Here is a 19,254-nt window from a genome sequence, read left to right as displayed (position 1 = left end):
GTCGCCCAGCGTTCACCGGGGCACCACCGGTGTTCCACCGGCCGCTCCGCCTCGGGGCGAAAGGATCGGCGTCGGCGGCGACTACGAGAAGGGGCGAGCGTGTCACGGCAGTTGCTCACGGTGGACGCGGGACAACCCGAGGGTTTCCGGACGATCGGGGAGGCCCTGGCCAAGGCGCGTACGGGCGCGGTGATCCGCGTCCGACCCGGCCGGTACCCGGAGAACATCACGGTACGCAACCGGGTCACCATCGTCGCCGAGGGCGAGCGGGGCAGTGTCGAGATCTGCCCGCACCGGGGCACCGCGCTGGTCCTGGTCGCGGACGCGGTGATGCTCACCGACCTGACGCTGCGCGGTGGCGGCGAGGACCTGCCCGTGGTGGACGCGCCGCGCGGGCAGGTCGCCATGGACGGCTGCACGGTGGTCGGCACCGGGTGGACGGCCGTCCTGGCACGCGAGTCGGGCGCGGTCGCCATGCGCGACTGCCGGGTGAGCAACCCGGTCGGCGCGGGCATCGTGGACACCGCCGACACCGGCAGTGTCATCGCCGACTGCGTCGTGGAGAACCTCGGCACCTCGGGCATCGTCCTCAGCGAACAGGCCCGTACGACCGTGCGCGGCTGCCGGGTGCGGGACGCGCGCGGCAACGGCATCCTGGCCAGCGGCGAGGCGCGCGGGCTGGTCGAGGACTGCGACGTGTCCGGCGCGGAGAAGCCCGCCGTCGCCCTGGAGGGCAGCAGCGGCACCCACGTGCTGCGCACCACCGTCCACGACACGGCCGTCGGCGTCTACGTGACCAGCTCCTCCCGTCCCGTCCTGGAGGAGGTCACGGTCACCGACACCACCGGGCCCGGCTTCGCGCTCGCCTCCGGCGCCGACCCCGAGGTGCTGCGCTGTCACACCCGCCGCACCCGGGGCAACGGACTGGCCGTCACCGAGCGCTCCCGTGGGACCTTCCGCACGTGTTCCTTCGACGCGTCGGCGGGCCCCGCCATCCGGGTGCTGGGCTCCAGCACGCCGACGCTGACCGACACCACGGTGCGGGACTGCGCGGACACCACCGGCGCCGTGCTCGTCGAGGACGGCGCCCTCGCCGAGTTCGACCGCCTGGAGGTGACGGACGCGGCCGGCAGCGCACTGCTCGTCCGCACCGGCGCCAGGCCGCTGGTGCGCCACGCCCGGCTGCTCACCCCGCGCGGGCACGGCCTGGAGGTCGTCGAGGACGGCCAGGGCCAGTTCCTGGGGTGCGCCGTCGAGGGCGCGGGCGGCGCGGGCGTACGGATCGCCTCCGGCGCGCGCCCCGAACTGCGCGACACCAGCGTCAGCGGCGCCGCCGAGGCGGGCGTGCACGCCGCCGCCGACGCGCTGGGCACGCTGCGCGACTGCCACGTGCACGCCGCCTCCGCCTCCGGGATCGTCGTGGACGACGGCGCCGACCTGACCGTGCTCCGCACCCAGGTCACCGACTCCGGCGCGCACGGCGTACTCCTCGCCCAGGGCGCGCGGGCCGCGCTCAGCGCCTGCCAGGTCAACGGTGCGGCGGGCGACGGCATCCGCGTCGACAGCGCCGAGCCCGTCTCCGTGAGCGGCTGTGTGGTGCGGGACAACCGGGGCGCCGGGCTGCGCCAGACCCGGGCCGGGGACCGGCTGACGGTGGCGGACCTGACCAGCGCCGGCAACGCCGTCCCCGACGCCTGGGGCGAGGACGTGGCCGAGGGCACGGCGGGTGGCGCGGGCCGCGCGGGGGCGCCCGCGCCCCAGGGGCCGCTGGAGGAGTTGGAGGCCCTGATCGGGCTGGCCGACGTCAAGGACCAGGTCCGCACCCTGGTCAATCTCAACCAGCTCGCCGCCCGTCGCGCCCGGCTCGGCATGCCGGCCCCGCCGATGAGCCGCCACCTGGTCTTCTCGGGCCCACCCGGCACCGGCAAGACGACGGTGGCCCGGCTGTACGGCGGCATCCTGGCCGAACTGGGCGTCCTGCGCTCCGGCCACCTGGTGGAGGTCTCCCGGGCCGACCTGGTGGCACAGATCATCGGCGGTACGGCCATCAAGACCACCGAGGCGTTCACCGAGGCGCTGGGCGGTGTCCTCTTCGTCGACGAGGCGTACACGCTGCTCTCCGACGGCAAGGGCTCGGGGGCCGACTTCGGCAGGGAGGCGGTCGACACGCTGCTGAAGCTGATGGAGGACCACCGCGAGGACGTCGTGGTCATCGCCGCCGGCTACACCGACGAGATGGGGTCCTTCCTCGCCTCCAACCCGGGCCTGGCCTCCCGCTTCACGCGCACCATCGAGTTCGCCAACTACTCGGTGGACGAACTGGTCACCATCACCGGGTCGATGTGCGAGGCACACCGGTACGAACTGGACCCGAGCACCCTGGACGCGCTGGCCGCGCACTACGCGCGCATGCCGCGCGACGCCACGTTCGGCAACGGGCGGGCCGCCCGGCGGGTCTTCGAGGAGATGGTGGACCGCCAGGCGTCCCGGCTCGCCTCGCTGCCCGACCCCGCCGAAAGCGATCTGACGCTGTTGCTGCCGCAGGACGTGGCGCCACCGGCGCCGGACACGGCGGCGAGCGGGGACAGCTCCGAGGAACTGCTGGCCAGGCTGCACGCGATGGTGGGCCTGAGCGCCGTCAAGCGCGAGGTGACCGACCTGGTCTCGCTGCTCGCCGCGTCCCGACAACGCGAGGCCGCCGGTCTGCCAGCGCCCAGGATCAGCCACCACCTGGTCTTCTCGGGCCCACCCGGCACCGGCAAGACGACGGTGGCCCGGCTGTACGCGGGACTGCTGCACTCCCTGGGTGTGCTGGCCACGGGGCAGCTCGTGGAGGTGGCGCGCGCCGACCTGGTGGGCCGGTACGTGGGCCACACCGCGCGGCTGACCCGGGAGGTGTTCGAAAGCGCCCTGGGCGGCGTGCTGTTCATCGACGAGGCGTACACCCTCACCCCCGAGGGCGCGACGTCCGACTTCGGCAAGGAGGCCGTGGAGACGCTGCTGAAGCTGATGGAGGACCACCGCGACGAGGTCGTGGTCATCGCCGCCGGGTACACCGCGGAGATGGGCCGCTTCCTCGCCTCCAACCCCGGCCTGGCCTCCCGCTTCTCGCGCACCGTGGAGTTCGAGCACTACACGACGGACGAGTTGGTCGGCATCCTGAGCCGGCAGGCGGCGGACTCCGGGTACGACTACGCGCCCCGGACGCTGGCGACCCTGCGCGCGTACGTGGACGCCATCCCGCGCGACGACTCCTTCGGCAACGCCCGCACGGCCCGTGGCCTCCTCGACACCATGATGACCCGGCAGGCCCGCCGCCTGGCCACCATCCCCGCCCCGGAGGTAGCCGACCTGCGCCTGCTCCTGCCGGAGGACCTGCCGGGCTAGGAGGGGAGCCGGGCCCGGCGCCGCTGGCCGCGCGTGGCCGGTGGGCGCGCCGGGGCGGCATCGGGCAGCGACGACGAGGGGGATGACCGTGACCGACACGCTCAACCTGTGGCGACACCGGCTCGGGGCGGTGCCCGACGAGGTGTGGGAGCGCACCGGATTGAGCGTGCTGATCCTGGCGGACAACGGGCTCACGTCCCTCTCCCCGCGGGTCGGGCGGATGCGCGGGCTGACCACGCTGGATCTCGGGCACAACGCGCTCACCTCGGTGCCTTCGGAGCTGGGCCGGCTGACCGGACTCAGCGGCTGTCTCTACCTGCACGACAACCGGCTGGAACGGCTACCGGACACGTTGGGCGGCCTGACTCGACTGCGCTACCTCAACGTCGGCGAGAACGCCCTGACCGCCCTGCCGGCGACGATCGGTTCCCTGGCCGGCCTCGTCGAGCTCCGCGCCCAGCACAACCGGCTCACCACACTCCCGGCCACCATCGGCCGGCTCCGCGCGCTGCGCGAGCTGTGGCTGCGTGGCAACGCGCTCACCGCCCTGCCGTCGACCGTCGCCGACCTGCGCGCACTGCGCCATCTGGACCTGCGCGAGAACGCCCTCTCCGAGCTGCCCCCGCCGCTGGCCGGCCTTCCCCTGCTACGCCACCTCGACCTGCGCGGCAACCGGTTGACCGGCCTGCCGGACTGGGTCACCCGCATGCCCGCCCTGGAGAAGCTGGACCTGCGATGGAACGCTGTCGACCCGTGGTCGCCGCTGGTGGCCGCGTTGGAAGACCGGGGCTGCGTCGTCCTGGCGTAGGGGACGTGCCGTGGGTCGCGCGCAGGAGGCTCACCCGGGCGCGCGCCGGCTCGCGTGGGTGGCCGACTCGGTGGGGACGTGGCCCGGCTGTGGGCGACGCGTCTGGACACGCGGGTGCGGCGCGCGATCGAGGACGAGGTGGTGCGGGCGGACCACGGGGCGCGGCTCGACCACGGCGTCACCGGCTACGGCCTCGGCCACTGTCGGGCCGACGTACGGGTCGCGCTGCCCTGGCACCTCGCCACGCCGCTGGCGTCGCGCGTCACGGGCATCACGGGCGTCACGGACGTCACGGACGTCACGGACGTCACGGGCGTCATGGGCGTCCAACGTCACGGTCACCGCCGGCCGGCCCGGCTGCCGATCGTCGCGCGCCGCCTGCCGGCCATCGACGACTGGGACGCCTGACACCTCCGACAGCCGCCCGCGCCCGGTCCGGCGACCCGCCCCGGCTGCCCGCGCGCTCGGGTGCCGGCCGCGCCGAACCCGACCGTGCGCGGGGGAAATTCACGCGCGCCGACGGGATCGCGCGCGCTACGGTCCGCCCATGCCTGACGCGGACGGATACTTCGGTGAAGACGTGGCCGCCTCCTACGACGCGTCGTCGGCCGAGAGGTTCGAGCCGACGGTCGTGGACCCGACGGTCGACCTGCTCGCGGAGCTCGCAGGGGAGGGCAGGGCCCTCGAACTCGGCGTCGGCACCGGCCGGATCGCCCTGCCGCTGGCCCGGCGCGGGGTGCCGGTGCACGGCATCGACATCTCCCGCGCCATGACGTCCCGGCTCGCCGCCAAGCCGGGCGGCGACGCCGTCGAGGTGACCATCGGCGACTTCGCCACCACGCGCGTGGCGGGCTCCTTCTCCCTGGCGTACCTGGTCTTCAACACGATCAACAACCTGACCACGCAGGAGGCCCAGGTGGCCTGCTTCCGCAACGCCGCCGCCCATCTGGCGCCGGGTGGCCGCTTCGTGATCGAGGTCGGGGTGCCGGAGCTGCGTCGGCTGCCGCCGGGTCAGGAGGCCGTGCCGTTCCTCATCAGCCCCACCCGGTGGGGCTTCGACACCTACGACGTCGTCACACAGGCCATGAGCTCGCACTACGTCACCATCCGGGACGGGCAGGCCCAGTACCGTTCCTTCCCGTTCCGCTACGTGTGGCCGTCCGAGCTGGACCTGATGGCACAACTCGCCGGCCTGCGACTGCGCGACCGCTGGGCGGACTGGTCACGGGCGCCGTTCACCAGCGAGAGCGAACAGCACGTCTCGGTCTGGGAGAAGCCGACCGTTTGACCGACGCCCCGGACCAACGCCGCCCCCGGCCACGGAGGTGGCGGAACCGGCCACACCGGGCGAGGCGGGCCGGGGCGGCACCCGGGAAGCGCGCGCGGGAGAGCCGGGGCGGGGAGGTGACGGGGCACGCGGGGGCCAGGGCGGGCGTACCCCCTGTCAGAGTGTCGACATGAACGACATCGCGGCCTTCCCCGCCCAGTACGCCCGTACCCGCCGCTTCGCGCTCGGTGTTCCCCAACGGTTCGCCGTCTCCGAGGACGGCCGCCGCGTCTTCTTCGTCCGCTCGGCCAGCGGGAGCGATCCGACCAGCTCGTTGTGGGTGTGGGAGGACGGCGCGGAGCGCGTGCTCGCCGACCCGCGCGCGCTCACCGGCGCGGGAGGCGCCGTCCCCACGGCGGAGCGACTGCGCCGCGAACGGGCCCGGGAGCACTCCGAGGGCGTGGTGTCCTACAGCGTCGACCGTCGCGGACGCGTGGCCGCCTTCGCGCTGGGCGGCGCGCTGTGGGCGGTGCGCACCGACGGCGCCCCCTTCCCCGTGACCGCCGCCGGCCCGGTCGTCGACCCGCGCGTCTCCCCCGACGGGCGGCGTATCGGCTACGTCAGCGAGAACGCGCTGCACGTCGTGGAGTTGACCGCCCCGCACGACCCCACGAGCGAGCGGGCCACGGCGGGCCCGGCCGGCGCGCGCGGCCGTGGGCGCGGCGACGGGCGCGAGGTGGGCACGGAGCGCCCGCTGCTCGCACCGGAGGGCCCGGAGGTCAGCTACGGGTTGCCCGAGTACGTCGCCGCCGAGTCGATGGGCCGCGACCGTGGCTTCTGGTGGGCCCCGGACGGGCGCTCCCTGCTCGTGGCGCGCGTGGACGTCAGCCCCGTGCGCCGCCTGTTCATCGGCGACGCGGCACGTCCGCGCCAACGGCCGCGCGCGCTGCGCTACCCGTCGGCGGGCACCGCCAACGCGGACGTGTCGCTGCACCTCGTCAGCCTCGACGGCGCGCGCATCGAGATCCGCTGGGATCGGACCGCGTTCGAGTACCTGGTCACCGCGGGGTGGGAGGGTGGCCACGCGGACGGCGCCCACCTGCTGCCTCCCACCTCGGCGAACGCGTCCACGGCGGCGCCGCGCGACGCGACGGCACATCCCGTACTGACCGTGCAGAGCCGTGACCAGCGCACCCTGCGCGTCCTCACGGCCGACCCGTGCACCGGCGCTACCCACGTCCTGCACGAGCGGCGCGACCCGGCGTGGGTGGAGATCGTGCCCGGCCTGCCGGCCCGCACCGCCTCCGGCGCCCGGGTCTGGCCCTGGGAGAGCGCCGACACCCGGGGCCTGCGCGTGGTCCACGCCGAGAGCGGCGTAACGCACGCCACGGCGCGCGACGCGCACGACACCGCGCACGGCCCGCGGCGGGCGGGGAGCGAGGGCCGGCCGAGCGACGCGGGCGGGCGGACGTTCGAGACGCCCGAGGGCCTTCAGGTCGAGGCGGTACTGGGCGTCGACGGGGAGCACGTGGTGTTCGCCGCGAGCACCGAACCCACCGAGCGGCACATATGGTCGTACGCGCCGGACACGGGCCCGCGCCGGTTGAGTCAGGACTCCGGAGTACACGACGCGGTGTGCGGCGGCGGCACGGTGGTCCTCGACAGCCGCACGCCCGAGGGCGCCACGGTCACCGTGCTACGCGACGGGGTGCCGGTCGGCCGGATCGGCTCGCGCGCCGAACGGCCCGTGCTGACGCCGCGCCCCACCCTGCTGCGCCTGGGCCGACGGGCGCTGCGCAGCGCCCTGTACCTGCCCTCGTGGCACACCCCGGGACAGGGCAGGCTGCCGGTTCTGCTCGACCCGTACGGCGGGCCCGCGCTCAGCCTCGTACGAAACTGCCGTCCCTGGTGGACCCACGTGTCCCAGTGGTTCGCCGAGCAGGGGTTCGCCGTGCTGGTCACCGACGGCCGGGGCACACCGGGGCGCGGCCCGGCGTGGGAGAAGGCCATTTACGGCGACCTGCTCACCCCCGTCCTGGACGACCAGGTCGAGGCCCTGCACGCGGCAGCCGCCGACCACCCCAGCCTGGACCTGGACCGGGTGGCCATCCGTGGCTGGTCGTTCGGCGGCTACCTGGCGGCCGGCGCCGTGCTGCACCGGCCGGAGGTCTTCCACGCCGCCGTCGCCGGCGCCGCCCCCGCCGACCAGCGGCTGTACGACACGCACTGGAAGGAACGGTTCCTGGGCCATCCGGACGAGAACCCGGCGGCCTACGACGCGTCCTCGCTCATCGGCCACGGCCATCTGCTACGCCGCCCGCTGCTGCTGATCCACGGGCTCGCGGACGACAACGTCCTGGCCGCGCACACCCTGCGCTTCTCGGCGGAACTGCTGTCCTCCGGACGGCCACACACGGTGCTGCCGCTCCCGGGATCGACCCACCTTCCCGTGGACAATGCGGTCACCGAACACCTTCTGCGGTTCCAGGTCGACTTTCTCCACCGGTCCCTCGGCTCCTGAACGCCGGGTTCCGCTCGTCCACACGGAACCTCCGCAGGACCTTCAGGCCGGGAGGCAGCACCATGGCACGACCGACGAGAGCCCGCCCGCAGGCGACCCGACGCACGGTGGTGGCCGCCGTCGGGGTGGCCGGGTTGGCCGCCGTGCTCGCGGCGTGCGGCGACGACAAGGGGGACGGCTCGGAGGGCGGGTCGGCGGCACCACGCACCCTGGGCAAGGCGTCCGAGATCCCGCGCGGTGGCGGCGTCATCTTCAAGAAGGCCAAGGTCGTGGTGACCCAACCGACGGCCGGCACCTACAAGGCGTTCACGTCAATCTGCACGCACAACGGCTGCCCGGTCGCGAGCGTGGCCAACGGCACCATCAACTGCGACTGCCACGGCAGCAAGTTCGACATCACCGACGGCAGCGTCAAGGCCGGCCCGGCCCGACGCCCACTGAAGGCGAAGAAGGTGACCGTCTCGGCCGACACCCTCACCCTGCACTGACCTCACCCACCGCACGTCCAACACCACCACTACATCGGCTACCCCATCCCCCGCCCCACCCCCGCCGCCGAGCCCCGCCCCCACGCCAGCCGCCCCACGACGCCCCCGCCCCGACCGGCCCGGCCAAGCGCGCCAGCGACCATGCCGGGCCCCGGCCGCCCGCACGACCGGTCACCACAGCGTCGTCACGACGCCGGAAGGCGCCGCCGACACCGAAACGGGCCGGCTACCATCCCGACGACGACCGGCGAAGCCGACCGGGCGCACCACAGGCACCACGCCGGACGAGCCACCCACGAGACGACGAGGCAGCGCTCCCGCGCGTCCACGAGCCGCTGAGCAGCCGAGCCAGGAGGTGGCAGGTCAGCAGGTCAGCAGGTCAGCAGGTCAGCAGGTCAGCAGGTCAGCAGGTCAGCAGGTCAGCAGGTCAGCAGGTCAGCAGGTCAGCAGGTCAAGGCAAGCGGAGGTGCGAGGCCGTGGCAACAGTGCCCGCTACGGCCTCGTCCGTCCGCGCCCCGCGCCACCTGGCCGTTCGCCCGCCACCCAGCACCGACCCGGGGTATCGCGAGGCGAGGGGGCGGGGCGACTCCGAACCCGCCCGGAGTCGACCACCGCCGCTGGTCACCGGGCCGGCGGAGATGCGCGGTCCCACGCGGAACACCGTCCCGGACGGACGCACCTCGCTCCCGGCCAGCCCCCACCGCGACGGATACGCGCCCGGCGCGGCCCCGTCGTCTCGCCCCGCCGCATCTCCTCCCCCCGGTACTCCCGTGCTCCGACGCCAGTACCCCTCGCCAGCGGCTACCCGGCCGCGCCCCGCGAAGCGGCGCCTACCCCTCCTCCGCTTCGGCGAGTTCGATCGCGGCCACCCGCAACATGTCCACCGCCGCCCGAATCGACGGGCGTCGATCGGCGTCCGCTCGCCAGACGGCGTAGATGTGCCGCCGCATCGTGTGCCGGACCGGCACCACCCGCACCCCGTCCGGAATCGGCCCCCGCCCCAGGCGCGGTGCGACGGCGACACCGAGCCCCGCGGCGATCAGGGCGAGTTGGGTGTGGTGCTCCTCCGCCATGTGACAGATCCGGGGTTCGATGCCCGCTCCGCGCAGCGTGAGCATCAGCCAGTCGTGACAGAACTCCCCCTTGGGCCAGGAAACCCACTCGTCGTCCGCGAACTCCTCCAGGTCCACTTCGCTCCGGTCGGCGAGCGGGTGCGCGGCCGGCATCGCCACATCGGCGACATCGTCCAGCAGCGGCGCCTTGACCAGCCCGTCGGGCACGGGGAGAGGCTTGTTGTACCAGTCGAGCACCACCGCCAGGTCCACGTCTCCCCGTACCACTGCCGGAATCGCCTCGCCAGGCTCCATCTCCCGCAGTCGGGCGCGGAGTTGCGGGTGCTCCCCGCGCAACCGGGCCAGCGCCGTCGGGAACAGCCCACGCGCCGCGGTCGGGAAGGCCCCCAACGCCAACTCGCCCACGGCCCGCCCACGCTGCGCCTCCAGATCGGCCTGGGCCAGCTCGACCTGGGACAGGATGCGCGAGGCGTGGTCGGCCAGCAGACGACCGGCGTCGGTCAACCGCACTCCCCTGCCGTTCTTGGCCAGGAGCTGCTGCCCCGTCTCCCGTTCCAGCTTGGCCAGTTGCTGCGACACGGCGGAGGTGGTCACGTGCAACCCGTCGGCAGCGGCACTGACGGAGCCGTGACGCGCTACGGCGTAGAGCGTCCGCAGGCGGTCCAAGTTCAACATGTAAGCAATGCTACGCAGAGGGGGTCACATAATCTCGATTGTTCTAACTCATCTCGGCCGCCATCGTGAGAACCATGCCCACCCCCGCCACCCCAGGCACCTCCGCCACCTCTCCCCCGATCGCCGCCCCACCCCACCCCGAGGCCACGGAACCCGGCACCTCCCAGCCAACCGCCCTCCAGCTCAACGACCCCGCCCCCCGCCACTCCACGCCCCACGGGAGCCCCCCGGACGAGCCCGACCCCGAGGCTGTCAGCACCCCGGCCCCCGGGCACGCGACCGCAAGGCTCACGGCCACCGAAGCCGCACCCTCCACCCCCAGCACCCAGGCCACCCCACCCGCCGCCACACAGGCGCCGCCCCTTCCACCTCTCACCGGCGAGACGCGGAGCACCTCGCCCACGCATCCAGCCCTGGCCGCATCCCCAGCCCCGCCGCCGACCACAGCCACGGCTCCGGCCACGCCGCCTCGGACCGCGCTGCCGTCTGGAGCCACCGCGCGAGCTCGGGCCGTCGCGTCGGTCACCGACCGCGAGGCACCCTCCGCGACCCGTCGCACTACGGCCCACCCGCCCGCGCCGGACGGACGCAAGCGCGCCCTACCGCACTGGCGGCTGCGGTTCGCCGTCCTCTGCCTCATCTGGGGCTTCAGCTTTCTCTTCATCAAGGTCGGCACCGAGGGCTTCGCCCCGCTGTACGTGACCTTCGGGCGTCTCCTGTTCGGCACGCTCGTCCTGCTCGCCGTCCTGGTCGTCAAGCGGGAGCGGCTGCCGCGCGGTGGCCGCACCTGGGCCCACCTGGCCGTGGCGGCGTTTCTGCTCAACGCCTTTCCGTTCTCGCTGTTCGCCTACGCCGAGCTGCACATCTCCACCACGCTGGCCGGCATCTGCAACGCCACCACACCCCTGTGGGGCATGCTCCTCTCGCTCGTCGCCCTGTCCGAGGACCGGCCTTCCCGCCGCCGCATCGCCGGGCTGGGCCTGGGGTTCATCGGTGTACTGATCGTGCTCGGTGCCTGGCAGGGCTTCTCGGGCCAGGACCCGGCCGGCACCGCGATGGCCCTGATCGCCGCGCTCAGCTACGCCACCGGCTGGATCTACGTGCGCCGGACCCTGGCGCACATCCCGCACTCCCACCTCTCCATGGCCGGCGGTCAGCTCCTGCTCGGCACCGCACAACTCGGCCTGGTCGCCCCCTTCTTCGCCGCCACCCCCGACTCCCTGCCGCTGCTTCCCCTGTTGTCCGTGCTGGCCCTGGGCACCCTGGGCACGGGATTCGCCTTCCTCCTCCAGTACGGCCTGGTCGCCGAGATCGGGCCCACGACGGCGACCATGGTCACCTACTTCACCCCGGCGGTCGCCACGGCCTCGGGCGTACTACTCCTCGGCGAGACACTCACCTGGAACACTCCGGTCGGCGCGGCCATCGTGCTCGCGGGGGCCGCGCTGACCCAACGGAAGCCGCGCCCCTCTCCCACCGCGCGGCAGCCCGGCGAGACCCCGCCTCAGCCGTAACGCCCCACGAGTGCCGGGCGTATCGCCGCCGCGACGGTGTCGGCCAGCGCCTCGACCTCCTCGACGCCGATCGCCGATATGGTCAGCCGTATGCCCTGCGGGGAGGCCATCCGAAAGCGCGCCCCCGGAGCGGCGGCCCAACCCGCGTGCAGCATGCGCGAGACCGCGCCGGTCTCGTCGGGCACCGGCACCCACACGTTCATCCCACTGCGCCCGTACGCCTCGATGCCCCGCTCGGCCAGCGCCGCGATCAGCGCGTCGCGGCGCTCGCCATAGGACGCGGCGACCCGCGCCGGCTGAACGGCCTCGGTCTGCCACAGCCGCACCACCGCGTCCTGCAACAGATGGCTGACCCAGCCGGGGCCCAGCCGCGCGCGACCGCCCACCCGGTCCACCGTGACGGGGTCGCCGGCGAGCACGGCCAACCGCAGATCCGGACCCAGCGCCTTGGCCGTCGAGCGGATCAGCACCCAGTGACTGGTCGTCCCGGCCAGCGTGTGCAGCGGCAGATCGACGATGTCATGGCCGTGGTCGTCCTCGATCAGCAACAGACCCGGCTGGTCGGCCAACAGGGCGCGCAGCTCACGGCTGCGCTCGGCGCCGATCGCCGCACCCGTCGGGTTCTGCGCCCGGCTGGTCACTATCAGGGCCCTCGCGCCCCGCCGCACCGCCCGTTCGACCTGGTCGGGCAGCGGGCCGTCGTCATCGAGCGCCACCGGCTCGGGGCGCAGGCCGAGCGCCGGAATCAGGTCGAGCAGACTGCCCCACCCCGGGTCCTCGACGGCCACCACGTCGCCCGGCCGCAGATGCGCCGCGAGCACGCGCTCGATCCCGTCGAGCGCGCCCGAGACGACGGTGATCGGCCCCTGTGGCACCCCGTCGGCACGCAGGGCCTCCCGCGCCAGCCGCGCGAGCTCGGCCGAGACCAGGGGCGCCCCGTAGAGCACCGGCCGCTCCTCGTACCGCGCCGCCGCCGACGCCAGGGCGTCGCCCAGCGAGGGCAGCAGCGCCGGGTCCGGATTCCCCGTCGCGAGGTCGCGCACCCCCTCGGGAACGTCGAAGCCGATCATCTCCCGGGCCGTGCTCGACGGACGGGAGCGCACCCGACTCCCCCGCCGACCGGCCGTCTCGATGACCCCACGATCGCGCAGCGAACGATAGGCCGCCGCCACCGTGTTGGGATTCACGCCCAGCTCCACCGCCAACTCCCGCATGGGTGGCAGCAGTTCACCTGGGGCGAGGCCGCCCAACCCGACGGCCCGCTCCACACTGGCGGCAATATCAGCAGCGCGCCGCCCTTCGATCCGATACTCTCCTAGCACAAAGAAGAGTATGCACTAATACAAAGGAGAAGGCAATGGCCGCCGCGGAATCCGCCTCCACCTTCACCCCTGCGTCGGAGGCTGACAAGACCGCCGAGGACGCGGCCCCCGCCGCGTACGGGCCCACCAGCCGCACCGTCACCTCCAGGGACCGCGACCACGCCGCCTACGACCGGGATCTGGTCCATTCGCTGCTCGACCAGTCCTACGTCTGCCACCTCGGGTTCGTCAGGGACGGCGCCCCGATCGTGCTGCCGACCCTCTACGCCCGCGTGGGCGAGCGGTTGTACGTGCACGGTTCCACCGGTTCGCGTCCGTTGCGTATGGCCGGTGCGAACGGATCGGCGACCGGCGGCGACGGCGCGACCGAGGACGACGCGCGGCCGGCGGGACTGCCCGTGTGTCTGACCGTCACGCACGTGGACGGGGTGGTGCTGGCGCGCTCGGCCTTCCACCACGCCATCAACTACCGCTCCGTGGTGGTGCACGGCGTCGCCCACCAGGTCACCGACCCGGACGAGCGCACCGAGGCCCTCGACGCCCTGGTCGATCACGTCGTGCCGGGCCGTGCCGCGGATTGTCGCCCGGGCAACACCAAGGAGCTGGCCGCCACCGCTGTCCTGCGCCTGGACCTCACGGAGGCTTCGGCGAAGTGGCGCGTCGGCGGCCCCAACGACGAGCCCGAGGACCTCGAACTGCCGTACTGGGCCGGAGTGCTGCCCGTGGCTCCCCAGTACGGTGCGCCGATCCCCTCCGACGACCTCGACCCCGCCATCCCCCTCCCCGACTACCTCGCCGGCCGCTGACCCCGTACGCGATGCGACGTCGCGCCTCAGCGACCGACCCGGGCCCGGGCCAGGTCCGCACCCGGCCCGGGCCCGGGCACCGAGGCGTACCCGAACCCGAGCGGCCCGGTGCCGCGGCGATCCGGCCGCCAGGTCAGCCGACCGGAGCCGAGTCCGTCCCGGTAGCGGGGGCACTGCGTGCCTCGGCCAGCGCCAGCGCCGCGACGGCGCACAGCAGCACGGCGGTGCCCAGCACCGTCGCCGCCGTCAGCCGCTCGTCGAGCAGCGCGACAGCGATGACCGCGGCCGTGACCGGCTCGATCAGCGTGATCACCGAGACCGTGGTGGCGCGGACGACGGCCAGGCCCGTGAAGTACAGACCGTAGGCGAGCGCCGTGGGCACCGCGGCGACGTAGGCGAGCAGAGTCACCGTCTGCCCCAGCTGGTGGGCCTGCGGCAGCGGCCCTTCCGCGACGGCGAACGGCAGCAGGCACCCGGTGCACACGGCGAACGAGGTCACGGTGGTGACGTAGGGGTCCGCGCCCGTGCCCGCGTGGCCCAGATAGCGGGTGTAGACGGTGATGGTGGCGTAGCCAGCCGCCGAGAGCAGCGCGAGCCCGACCCCCGCCGGGCGTACCGTGCCGGTCCCCTCGCTGCCGAACACCAGGACCGACAGGCCGACCAGCGCTCCGACGACGGCGCACACACCACCGAGGCCGAGCCGTTCACCGACGGTGACCCGGCCGGCCAGCGCCACCATGACCGGGGCCGCGCCCAGCGTGACGACGGTACCCACGGCCAGGCCGGTGGCGTCGACCGCCTCGAAGTAGGCGGCCTGGAAGACGGTCAGCCCCAGCCCCGTGACCACGACGCGCAGCGTGCGGTCGCGGCGCGAGAGAACGGAGCGGGGACGGGGCGTACGACGGCGACGGGCGCGCAGCAGTACGACGGGGAGCATGAGGGCGAAGCCGCCGAGCGTACGCCAGAAGGTGAGGGCGAGGGGGCCCAGGCCGCTGGTGTCGTAGAGCAGTGAGGCCGCCGCGCCGGCGGTGCCCCAGGTGGTGGCGGCGAAGGTGATGTAGGCCAGCCCGCGCCCGACGGGCAGGGCGGAGTGCACAGGAGTGAGCACGAAGGTTCTCCCACGGAAGACAGCCCACTGGGGGCTGATGTCGGTCACGTCGTCCGTGTGCGGGCAGCGTCAACCTGTCCGAGGTGCGCCCTCGAACTCAGTCTTCCGGTGAGAGCCGCCCGCCCTAGCGGGCAGGAGGCGGCAGCACAGTCATCGGCATGATCAGCACACTAGGTGGTCCGCGAGCCGCCGGACAACTCCGTGTCGGCACCCGGCTCCGGGCCGGCCTGTGCCCGCTCGGAGCCGGCGCCAGCCGCCGGCTCCGGGCTGTCCGCGCTGGTCACAGCGGTGGGCGGCGAGCCGGTGATCGGCGCCGTGGCGGCACGCCGGGGTGTGGATGTCTGCGCGATGAACGCGCCGCCGAGCACCACGAGGCCACCGAGCACCTGCGGCGCCGCCAGCCGCTCCCCCAGCAGCACCCAGGCCAGCAGCGTCGCCACCACGGCTTCCAGGAACGCGACGACCCCCGCCACCGGCGGTGAGAGGTGTCGTACGGCCAGCACTCCGGTGAGGTAGGCGATGACGGTGGCCACGACCACGACCCAGACCAGGAGCAGCACGGCCGGGACGCGTGTGCCGTTCATGTCCGCCCGTCCGCCGAGGACCGACCAGGCCATGCCCCAGGGCCGGGCGATCACGGTGAGCGCGAGTGCCCCGACCAGCAGTCCGTAGGCGACCACGCCCAACGGCTCGACCGGTTCCGCCGCGTCGCCACCGTGGTCGGACAGCAGGAAGTAGCCGACCTGGCAGCACGCGGCGCCCAGGCCCAGAAGCAGCCCGAGGGCGTCGAAGCTGAGCCCGGCCCACAGCTCGACCACACAGGCCAGCCCGCCGACGGCCAGCACGACGCCCACGGCCGCGGCACGGCTGACCGGACGTCGCTGCACGAAGCGCACCCAGCCGAGCAGCAGAGCGGGCCCCAGGTACTCGATGAGCAGCGCCACTCCCACCGGGATGCGCGAGATCGCGGCGAAGTAGCACGCCTGCACGCCCGCGACGGCCAACAGGCCGAATCCGACGAGCAGTGCCGGCCGTCGCACCAGCAATGTCCGATGGTGCCAGGCGACGGGCAGCAGGAGCAGCGCGGCGCCGGCGGCCCGCAGCCAGGTCACGTGGAGCGGGTCGAGCCCCGCTTCGATGAGCGGCTTGGCGGCGACGCCGGAGCTGCCGAAGGTGAGCGCCGACACCAGCGCGAGTCCGAGCCCGGCGCCACGCCCCTGGGACAGGTGCATCGGCCCATCATGTCAGTCCCCGTCAGGACCGTCATGCTGATCACTCCTGGCAGCCTCGATCGCCAACCGGGCCGATTCGGCGGCCAACCGCAGCGCCAGCACCTCCAGGTCCACCCCGGCTCCGTGCAGCACTGCCACCGCACGACACTCGCGGTCGTCGGTGAGCGCGGCGAAGAGGTCGAACCCCTGGGCCAGCCTGGCACCACGCGCCGTGGCCCGGTCACCGGCCCGGGCCACGGCCGCCGCGACGGCCGGCGACCACGAGGCGCGGCCGGTACGCGCCACCGGCACGGCACCGGAGTCCTCCACGGTGCCGTGCCAGTTCAGGCCGTAGCCGATGGTCCGCTGCGCCAGATAGCTCAGCACGCGCGCCATCTGGGGCGGGCCTCCCTCGAAGGCAGCCGCCGCGCACGGAACGCTTTCCAGCACGGTGTGCAGCAGATGAGCGGTGTCGATGTGTCGATTGCCGTCGCGATACGCGCGCCGTCGGGCGGCGGCGATCACCGCCGTCAGCTCGTCACCCAGGACGACCGTCGAGCCGAGAGCGTCCACGCCGACGTCGGCACCGCCCGCACCGGCCGGGCCCGCGACACGGGCGGGCTCGCGGAGGCCGCCCGGAGCGACCGATTCCACCTGGCCGGAAAGGGGAGTACGACTTTGCACCCTCTCACCACATCAGCCCCGGTAGCCCGAAGCATCCACGCAGGGGAGCATTTGGCCCTCCCACGCTGGTTGGGCACGCAGGGCCACGACCTCCTCCTTGCGGAGGAGAACCGGCGCACTCCCGCAGCGGGCGAGCCACGCCCCACGGGCCCCACGGCGGGCGCCGCCCGGCGACTCGCCGTACGCCCGCGGCCACGACCGTCGTCCGCGTCCCCGTCAGCCACGCCCGAGCCGCCGATCCGCCGCGACCCGCCGGAGCGGCGACACCGCGCGGACCGGGCGCTGCCGGAGGTTCAGTCCTCGTCGGCGAGGATCAGATACAGCCTCTTACGCGCATCGCCGATCACGGCGAGCGCCTTGGCCTGCTGCTCCTTGGTACCGGTCTTCCAGACCTGGGCCAGCGCCTCCATGACGCCCACGCCGGCCTGCCTGATCTCCTGCGCCGTCTCCCAGTCCACGCCGCGCCCCGCTTCCTCCCACGGAGCCCGCGGCCCCGCCTCGGCTTCGGTGCGCCCCTCCTCGGTGAGCGTGAACAGCTTCTTGCCGCCCTCGCTGACGCTGCTGATCAGCCCCTCGTCCTCCAGCATCTGAAGCGTGGGGTAGACGGAGCCGGGGCTGGGACGCCAGGCGCCGCCGCTGCGCTCGCCGATCTCCTGGATCATCTCGTAGCCGTGCATCGGCCGATCACGCAGCAACGCCAGGATCGACGCCCTGACGTCCCCTCGCCGCGCCCTGCCACGCGGCCCTCCCCGCCCCCGACCGCCGAACGGCGGCCCCCCGAAAGGCGGGCCGAACGGGCCGAAGGCCGCACGCCGCCCCTCACCCTCTCCCCAGCCGTGCCCGACCCCACGTTCGCCGCGCCCACGTCCATGACCGTGACCGAATCCGTATCCCATGATCGTGATCCTTCTGCTCGTTTCCGACATCCCCTGACTCATCGCGATCAACGCCAACGTCTCATCGTCAACCGATCGCGATGCTTCAACGATATATCGCAACCGCTCGCTCGACAAGCACATTCGACAGGCGGACGCCAGCACGTGACCGCGATCTCGGATGGAGTGCCACGGCGGTTGGGGAGCCGGCGCGCGTCTCGGCGGAGGCGGGACCATTCGCGTGTGTGCCACCGGGTACGCGCCGATGGCTTGCCCAGCGGGCCGTGACCAGGGCTCGTGAAGTCCCTACCAGCGGCGCTAGGCTGCCGTGCCATGCAAGAGACGCGCCTCGACACCGCTCGGATCCGAGCGGCTCGCCGGGTGATCGACCCGATGTTTCTCGACACCCCGCTGTATCGCTGCGAGGCGCTGGAGCCTCAGCTCGGATGCGCGGTGAGCATCAAGCTCGAAACGGCGAACCCGGTCCGCAGCTTCAAGGCCCGCGGCACCGAGGTGGTCGCGAGCCAACTCGCCGACGCCGGTTCGCGAGCCGTGGTGTGCGCGAGCGCGGGCAACCTCGGCCAGGCTCTCGCCTGGTCCGGTCGCGGCCGGGAACTCGATGTCACCGTCGTGGCGTCACGCTTCGCGACGCGGGCCAAACTCGACCGCATCCGCGCGCTGGACGCCAGACTGGAACTGGTGGACGGCGACCACGAGATGGCACGCGAGCGGGCCGCGGCCATCGCGCTGCGCGACGGCGTTCGGTTGGTCGAGGACAGCCTGGACATCGAGACCTGCGAGGGCGCGGCGACCATCGGCCTGGAACTGGTGGAGACCGCGCCGGCCTTCGACGCCGTCCTGATCGCTCTCGGCGGCGGGGCGCTGGCCACCGGCGTGGGGCATGTGATCAAGGCGCTGGCCCCCGAGGTCGAGGTGATATGCGTCCAGCCGTTGGGCGCGCCGGCGCTCACCCGCTCGTGGCGCCAACAGCGCGTCGTCACCACCGACACCACCGACACCATCGCCGACGGCGTCGCCGCCCGGTATCCCATCCCGGCCGTGCTGGACGACCTTCTCCTGGTCGCCGACGACGCCGTCCTGGTCCGGGAGGCGTCGATCGTCACCGGTATGCGGATGCTCCTCGGCCAGGCCGGCCTCGTCGTCGAGCCGTCGGGCGCGCTCGGCCTGGCGGCGATCCTCGAAGACCGGGACCGTTTCGCCGGCCGACACGTGGCCACCATCGTCTGCGGCAGCAATGTCGACATGGACGCGTATCACCGCTGGATCGGCGCACCCGTCGACAGGCCGTGACGGATACCGACCGGGCCCCTCGATCGACCGTCGGTCGCGGGCTGGTCGAGGTAGGGGCCCGTCTTCCGTGGCTGGTCCGATGCCGACTGCGGCGCCGCGTCGGCGTAGGGAGAGCTCGGCTGCTGTCCGGCGGGCGTTGCTCGACACACCGGACCCGACGCCCTGACCGCGAACACGCGACAGGGTGGCCGATGGTCACCAGCT

Annotated in this window: 15 protein-coding genes; 9 read left to right on the top strand and 6 right to left on the bottom strand. The window is 73.5% G+C overall.

Annotated features, from left to right (window positions below):
* Positions 1–99 precede the first annotated feature (99 nt).
* The 6 genes from ACFVFR_RS07935 to ACFVFR_RS07910 all read left to right on the top strand — a co-directional run bounded on the left by ACFVFR_RS07935 (position 100) and on the right by ACFVFR_RS07910 (position 8,471).
* Positions 100–3,387 carry a right-handed parallel beta-helix repeat-containing protein gene (locus tag ACFVFR_RS07935; protein WP_383698825.1) on the top strand — a complete coding sequence of 1,096 codons (3,288 nt, stop codon included), beginning with the start codon at positions 100–102 and terminating at the stop codon, positions 3,385–3,387.
* An 82-nt stretch (positions 3,388–3,469) separates the two neighbouring features.
* Positions 3,470–4,195, top strand: coding sequence for a leucine-rich repeat domain-containing protein (locus ACFVFR_RS07930; protein ID WP_383698824.1), 726 nt, complete (start codon positions 3,470–3,472; stop codon positions 4,193–4,195).
* A 78-nt stretch (positions 4,196–4,273) separates the two neighbouring features.
* Entirely contained in the window at positions 4,274–4,603 is a 330-nt protein-coding gene (locus ACFVFR_RS07925) for a hypothetical protein (RefSeq protein WP_383698823.1), read from the top strand.
* A gap of 139 nt (positions 4,604–4,742) precedes the next feature.
* Entirely contained in the window at positions 4,743–5,483 is a 741-nt protein-coding gene (locus ACFVFR_RS07920; RefSeq protein WP_383698822.1) for a class I SAM-dependent DNA methyltransferase, read from the top strand.
* 169 nt (positions 5,484–5,652) lie between these two features.
* On the top strand, positions 5,653–7,983 hold the full coding sequence (locus ACFVFR_RS07915; protein WP_383698821.1) for a prolyl oligopeptidase family serine peptidase: 2,331 nt from the start codon (positions 5,653–5,655) through the stop codon (positions 7,981–7,983).
* A 62-nt stretch (positions 7,984–8,045) separates the two neighbouring features.
* On the top strand, positions 8,046–8,471 hold the full coding sequence (locus ACFVFR_RS07910; protein ID WP_383698820.1) for a Rieske (2Fe-2S) protein: 426 nt from the start codon (positions 8,046–8,048) through the stop codon (positions 8,469–8,471).
* A gap of 830 nt (positions 8,472–9,301) precedes the next feature.
* On the opposite strand, the gene ACFVFR_RS07905 is transcribed toward ACFVFR_RS07910, so the two are convergent.
* Positions 9,302–10,219 carry a LysR family transcriptional regulator gene (locus tag ACFVFR_RS07905; RefSeq protein ID WP_383698819.1) on the bottom strand — a complete coding sequence of 306 codons (918 nt, stop codon included), beginning with the start codon at positions 10,217–10,219 and terminating at the stop codon, positions 9,302–9,304.
* A 413-nt stretch (positions 10,220–10,632) separates the two neighbouring features.
* Here ACFVFR_RS07905 and ACFVFR_RS07900 point away from each other — a divergent pair, with 413 nt between their 5' ends.
* Complete coding sequence (locus ACFVFR_RS07900) at positions 10,633–11,733, top strand: DMT family transporter (protein WP_383698929.1); 1,101 nt, start codon at positions 10,633–10,635, stop codon at positions 11,731–11,733.
* On the opposite strand, the gene ACFVFR_RS07895 is transcribed toward ACFVFR_RS07900, so the two are convergent.
* Complete coding sequence (locus tag ACFVFR_RS07895; protein WP_383698818.1) at positions 11,724–13,055, bottom strand: aminotransferase class I/II-fold pyridoxal phosphate-dependent enzyme; 1,332 nt, start codon at positions 13,053–13,055, stop codon at positions 11,724–11,726. The two genes, ACFVFR_RS07900 and ACFVFR_RS07895, sit on opposite strands and share 10 nt — an antisense overlap.
* Before the next feature lie 35 nt (positions 13,056–13,090).
* Between ACFVFR_RS07895 and ACFVFR_RS07890 the strand changes: the two genes are divergently transcribed.
* On the top strand, positions 13,091–13,861 hold the full coding sequence (locus tag ACFVFR_RS07890) for a pyridoxamine 5'-phosphate oxidase family protein (protein WP_383698817.1): 771 nt from the start codon (positions 13,091–13,093) through the stop codon (positions 13,859–13,861).
* Positions 13,862–13,994: 133 nt separating this feature from the next.
* Here the strand turns inward: ACFVFR_RS07890 and ACFVFR_RS07885 are convergent, their stop codons facing one another.
* The 4 genes from ACFVFR_RS07885 to ACFVFR_RS07870 all read right to left on the bottom strand — a co-directional run bounded on the left by ACFVFR_RS07885 (position 13,995) and on the right by ACFVFR_RS07870 (position 17,760).
* Positions 13,995–14,969, bottom strand: coding sequence for a DMT family transporter (locus ACFVFR_RS07885; RefSeq protein WP_383698816.1), 975 nt, complete (start codon positions 14,967–14,969; stop codon positions 13,995–13,997).
* Positions 14,970–15,139: 170 nt separating this feature from the next.
* Positions 15,140–16,201: an EamA family transporter gene (locus ACFVFR_RS07880; protein WP_383698815.1), complete on the bottom strand. Its 1,062-nt coding sequence runs from the start codon at positions 16,199–16,201 to the stop codon at positions 15,140–15,142.
* Positions 16,202–16,213: 12 nt separating this feature from the next.
* Positions 16,214–16,834: a peptidase gene (locus ACFVFR_RS07875; RefSeq protein WP_383698814.1), complete on the bottom strand. Its 621-nt coding sequence runs from the start codon at positions 16,832–16,834 to the stop codon at positions 16,214–16,216.
* Positions 16,835–17,157: 323 nt separating this feature from the next.
* Positions 17,158–17,760 (bottom strand): PadR family transcriptional regulator, encoded by a 603-nt coding sequence (locus ACFVFR_RS07870; protein ID WP_383698813.1) that lies wholly within the window; start codon positions 17,758–17,760, stop codon positions 17,158–17,160.
* A 312-nt stretch (positions 17,761–18,072) separates the two neighbouring features.
* On the opposite strand from ACFVFR_RS07870, the gene ACFVFR_RS07865 reads away from it, so the two are divergent.
* Positions 18,073–19,050 (top strand): threonine/serine dehydratase, encoded by a 978-nt coding sequence (locus ACFVFR_RS07865; protein ID WP_383698812.1) that lies wholly within the window; start codon positions 18,073–18,075, stop codon positions 19,048–19,050.
* Positions 19,051–19,254 lie beyond the last annotated feature (204 nt).

It is taken from the genome of Streptomyces sp. NPDC057702 (assembly GCF_042799315.1).
Taxonomy (GTDB): Bacteria; Actinomycetota; Actinomycetes; order Streptomycetales; family Streptomycetaceae; genus Streptomyces.
This window is presented reverse-complemented; position numbering and strand designations above follow the sequence as displayed.

What these genes read in the sequence shown, in the direction of transcription:
- ACFVFR_RS07920 (WP_383698822.1), top strand. Translation starts at nt 4,743, where the DNA reads ATGCCTGACGCGGACGGATACTTCGGTGAAGACGTGGCCGCCTCCTAC.
- ACFVFR_RS07910 (WP_383698820.1), top strand. Translation starts at nt 8,046, where the DNA reads ATGGCACGACCGACGAGAGCCCGCCCGCAGGCGACCCGACGCACGGTG.
- ACFVFR_RS07880 (WP_383698815.1), bottom strand. Translation starts at nt 16,201, where the DNA reads ATGCACCTGTCCCAGGGGCGTGGCGCCGGGCTCGGACTCGCGCTGGTG.
- ACFVFR_RS07865 (WP_383698812.1), top strand. Translation starts at nt 18,073, where the DNA reads ATGCAAGAGACGCGCCTCGACACCGCTCGGATCCGAGCGGCTCGCCGG.
- ACFVFR_RS07870 (WP_383698813.1), bottom strand. Translation starts at nt 17,760, where the DNA reads ATGGGATACGGATTCGGTCACGGTCATGGACGTGGGCGCGGCGAACGT.
- ACFVFR_RS07905 (WP_383698819.1), bottom strand. Translation starts at nt 10,219, where the DNA reads ATGTTGAACTTGGACCGCCTGCGGACGCTCTACGCCGTAGCGCGTCAC.
- ACFVFR_RS07930 (WP_383698824.1), top strand. Translation starts at nt 3,470, where the DNA reads ATGACCGTGACCGACACGCTCAACCTGTGGCGACACCGGCTCGGGGCG.
- ACFVFR_RS07915 (WP_383698821.1), top strand. Translation starts at nt 5,653, where the DNA reads ATGAACGACATCGCGGCCTTCCCCGCCCAGTACGCCCGTACCCGCCGC.
- ACFVFR_RS07890 (WP_383698817.1), top strand. Translation starts at nt 13,091, where the DNA reads ATGGCCGCCGCGGAATCCGCCTCCACCTTCACCCCTGCGTCGGAGGCT.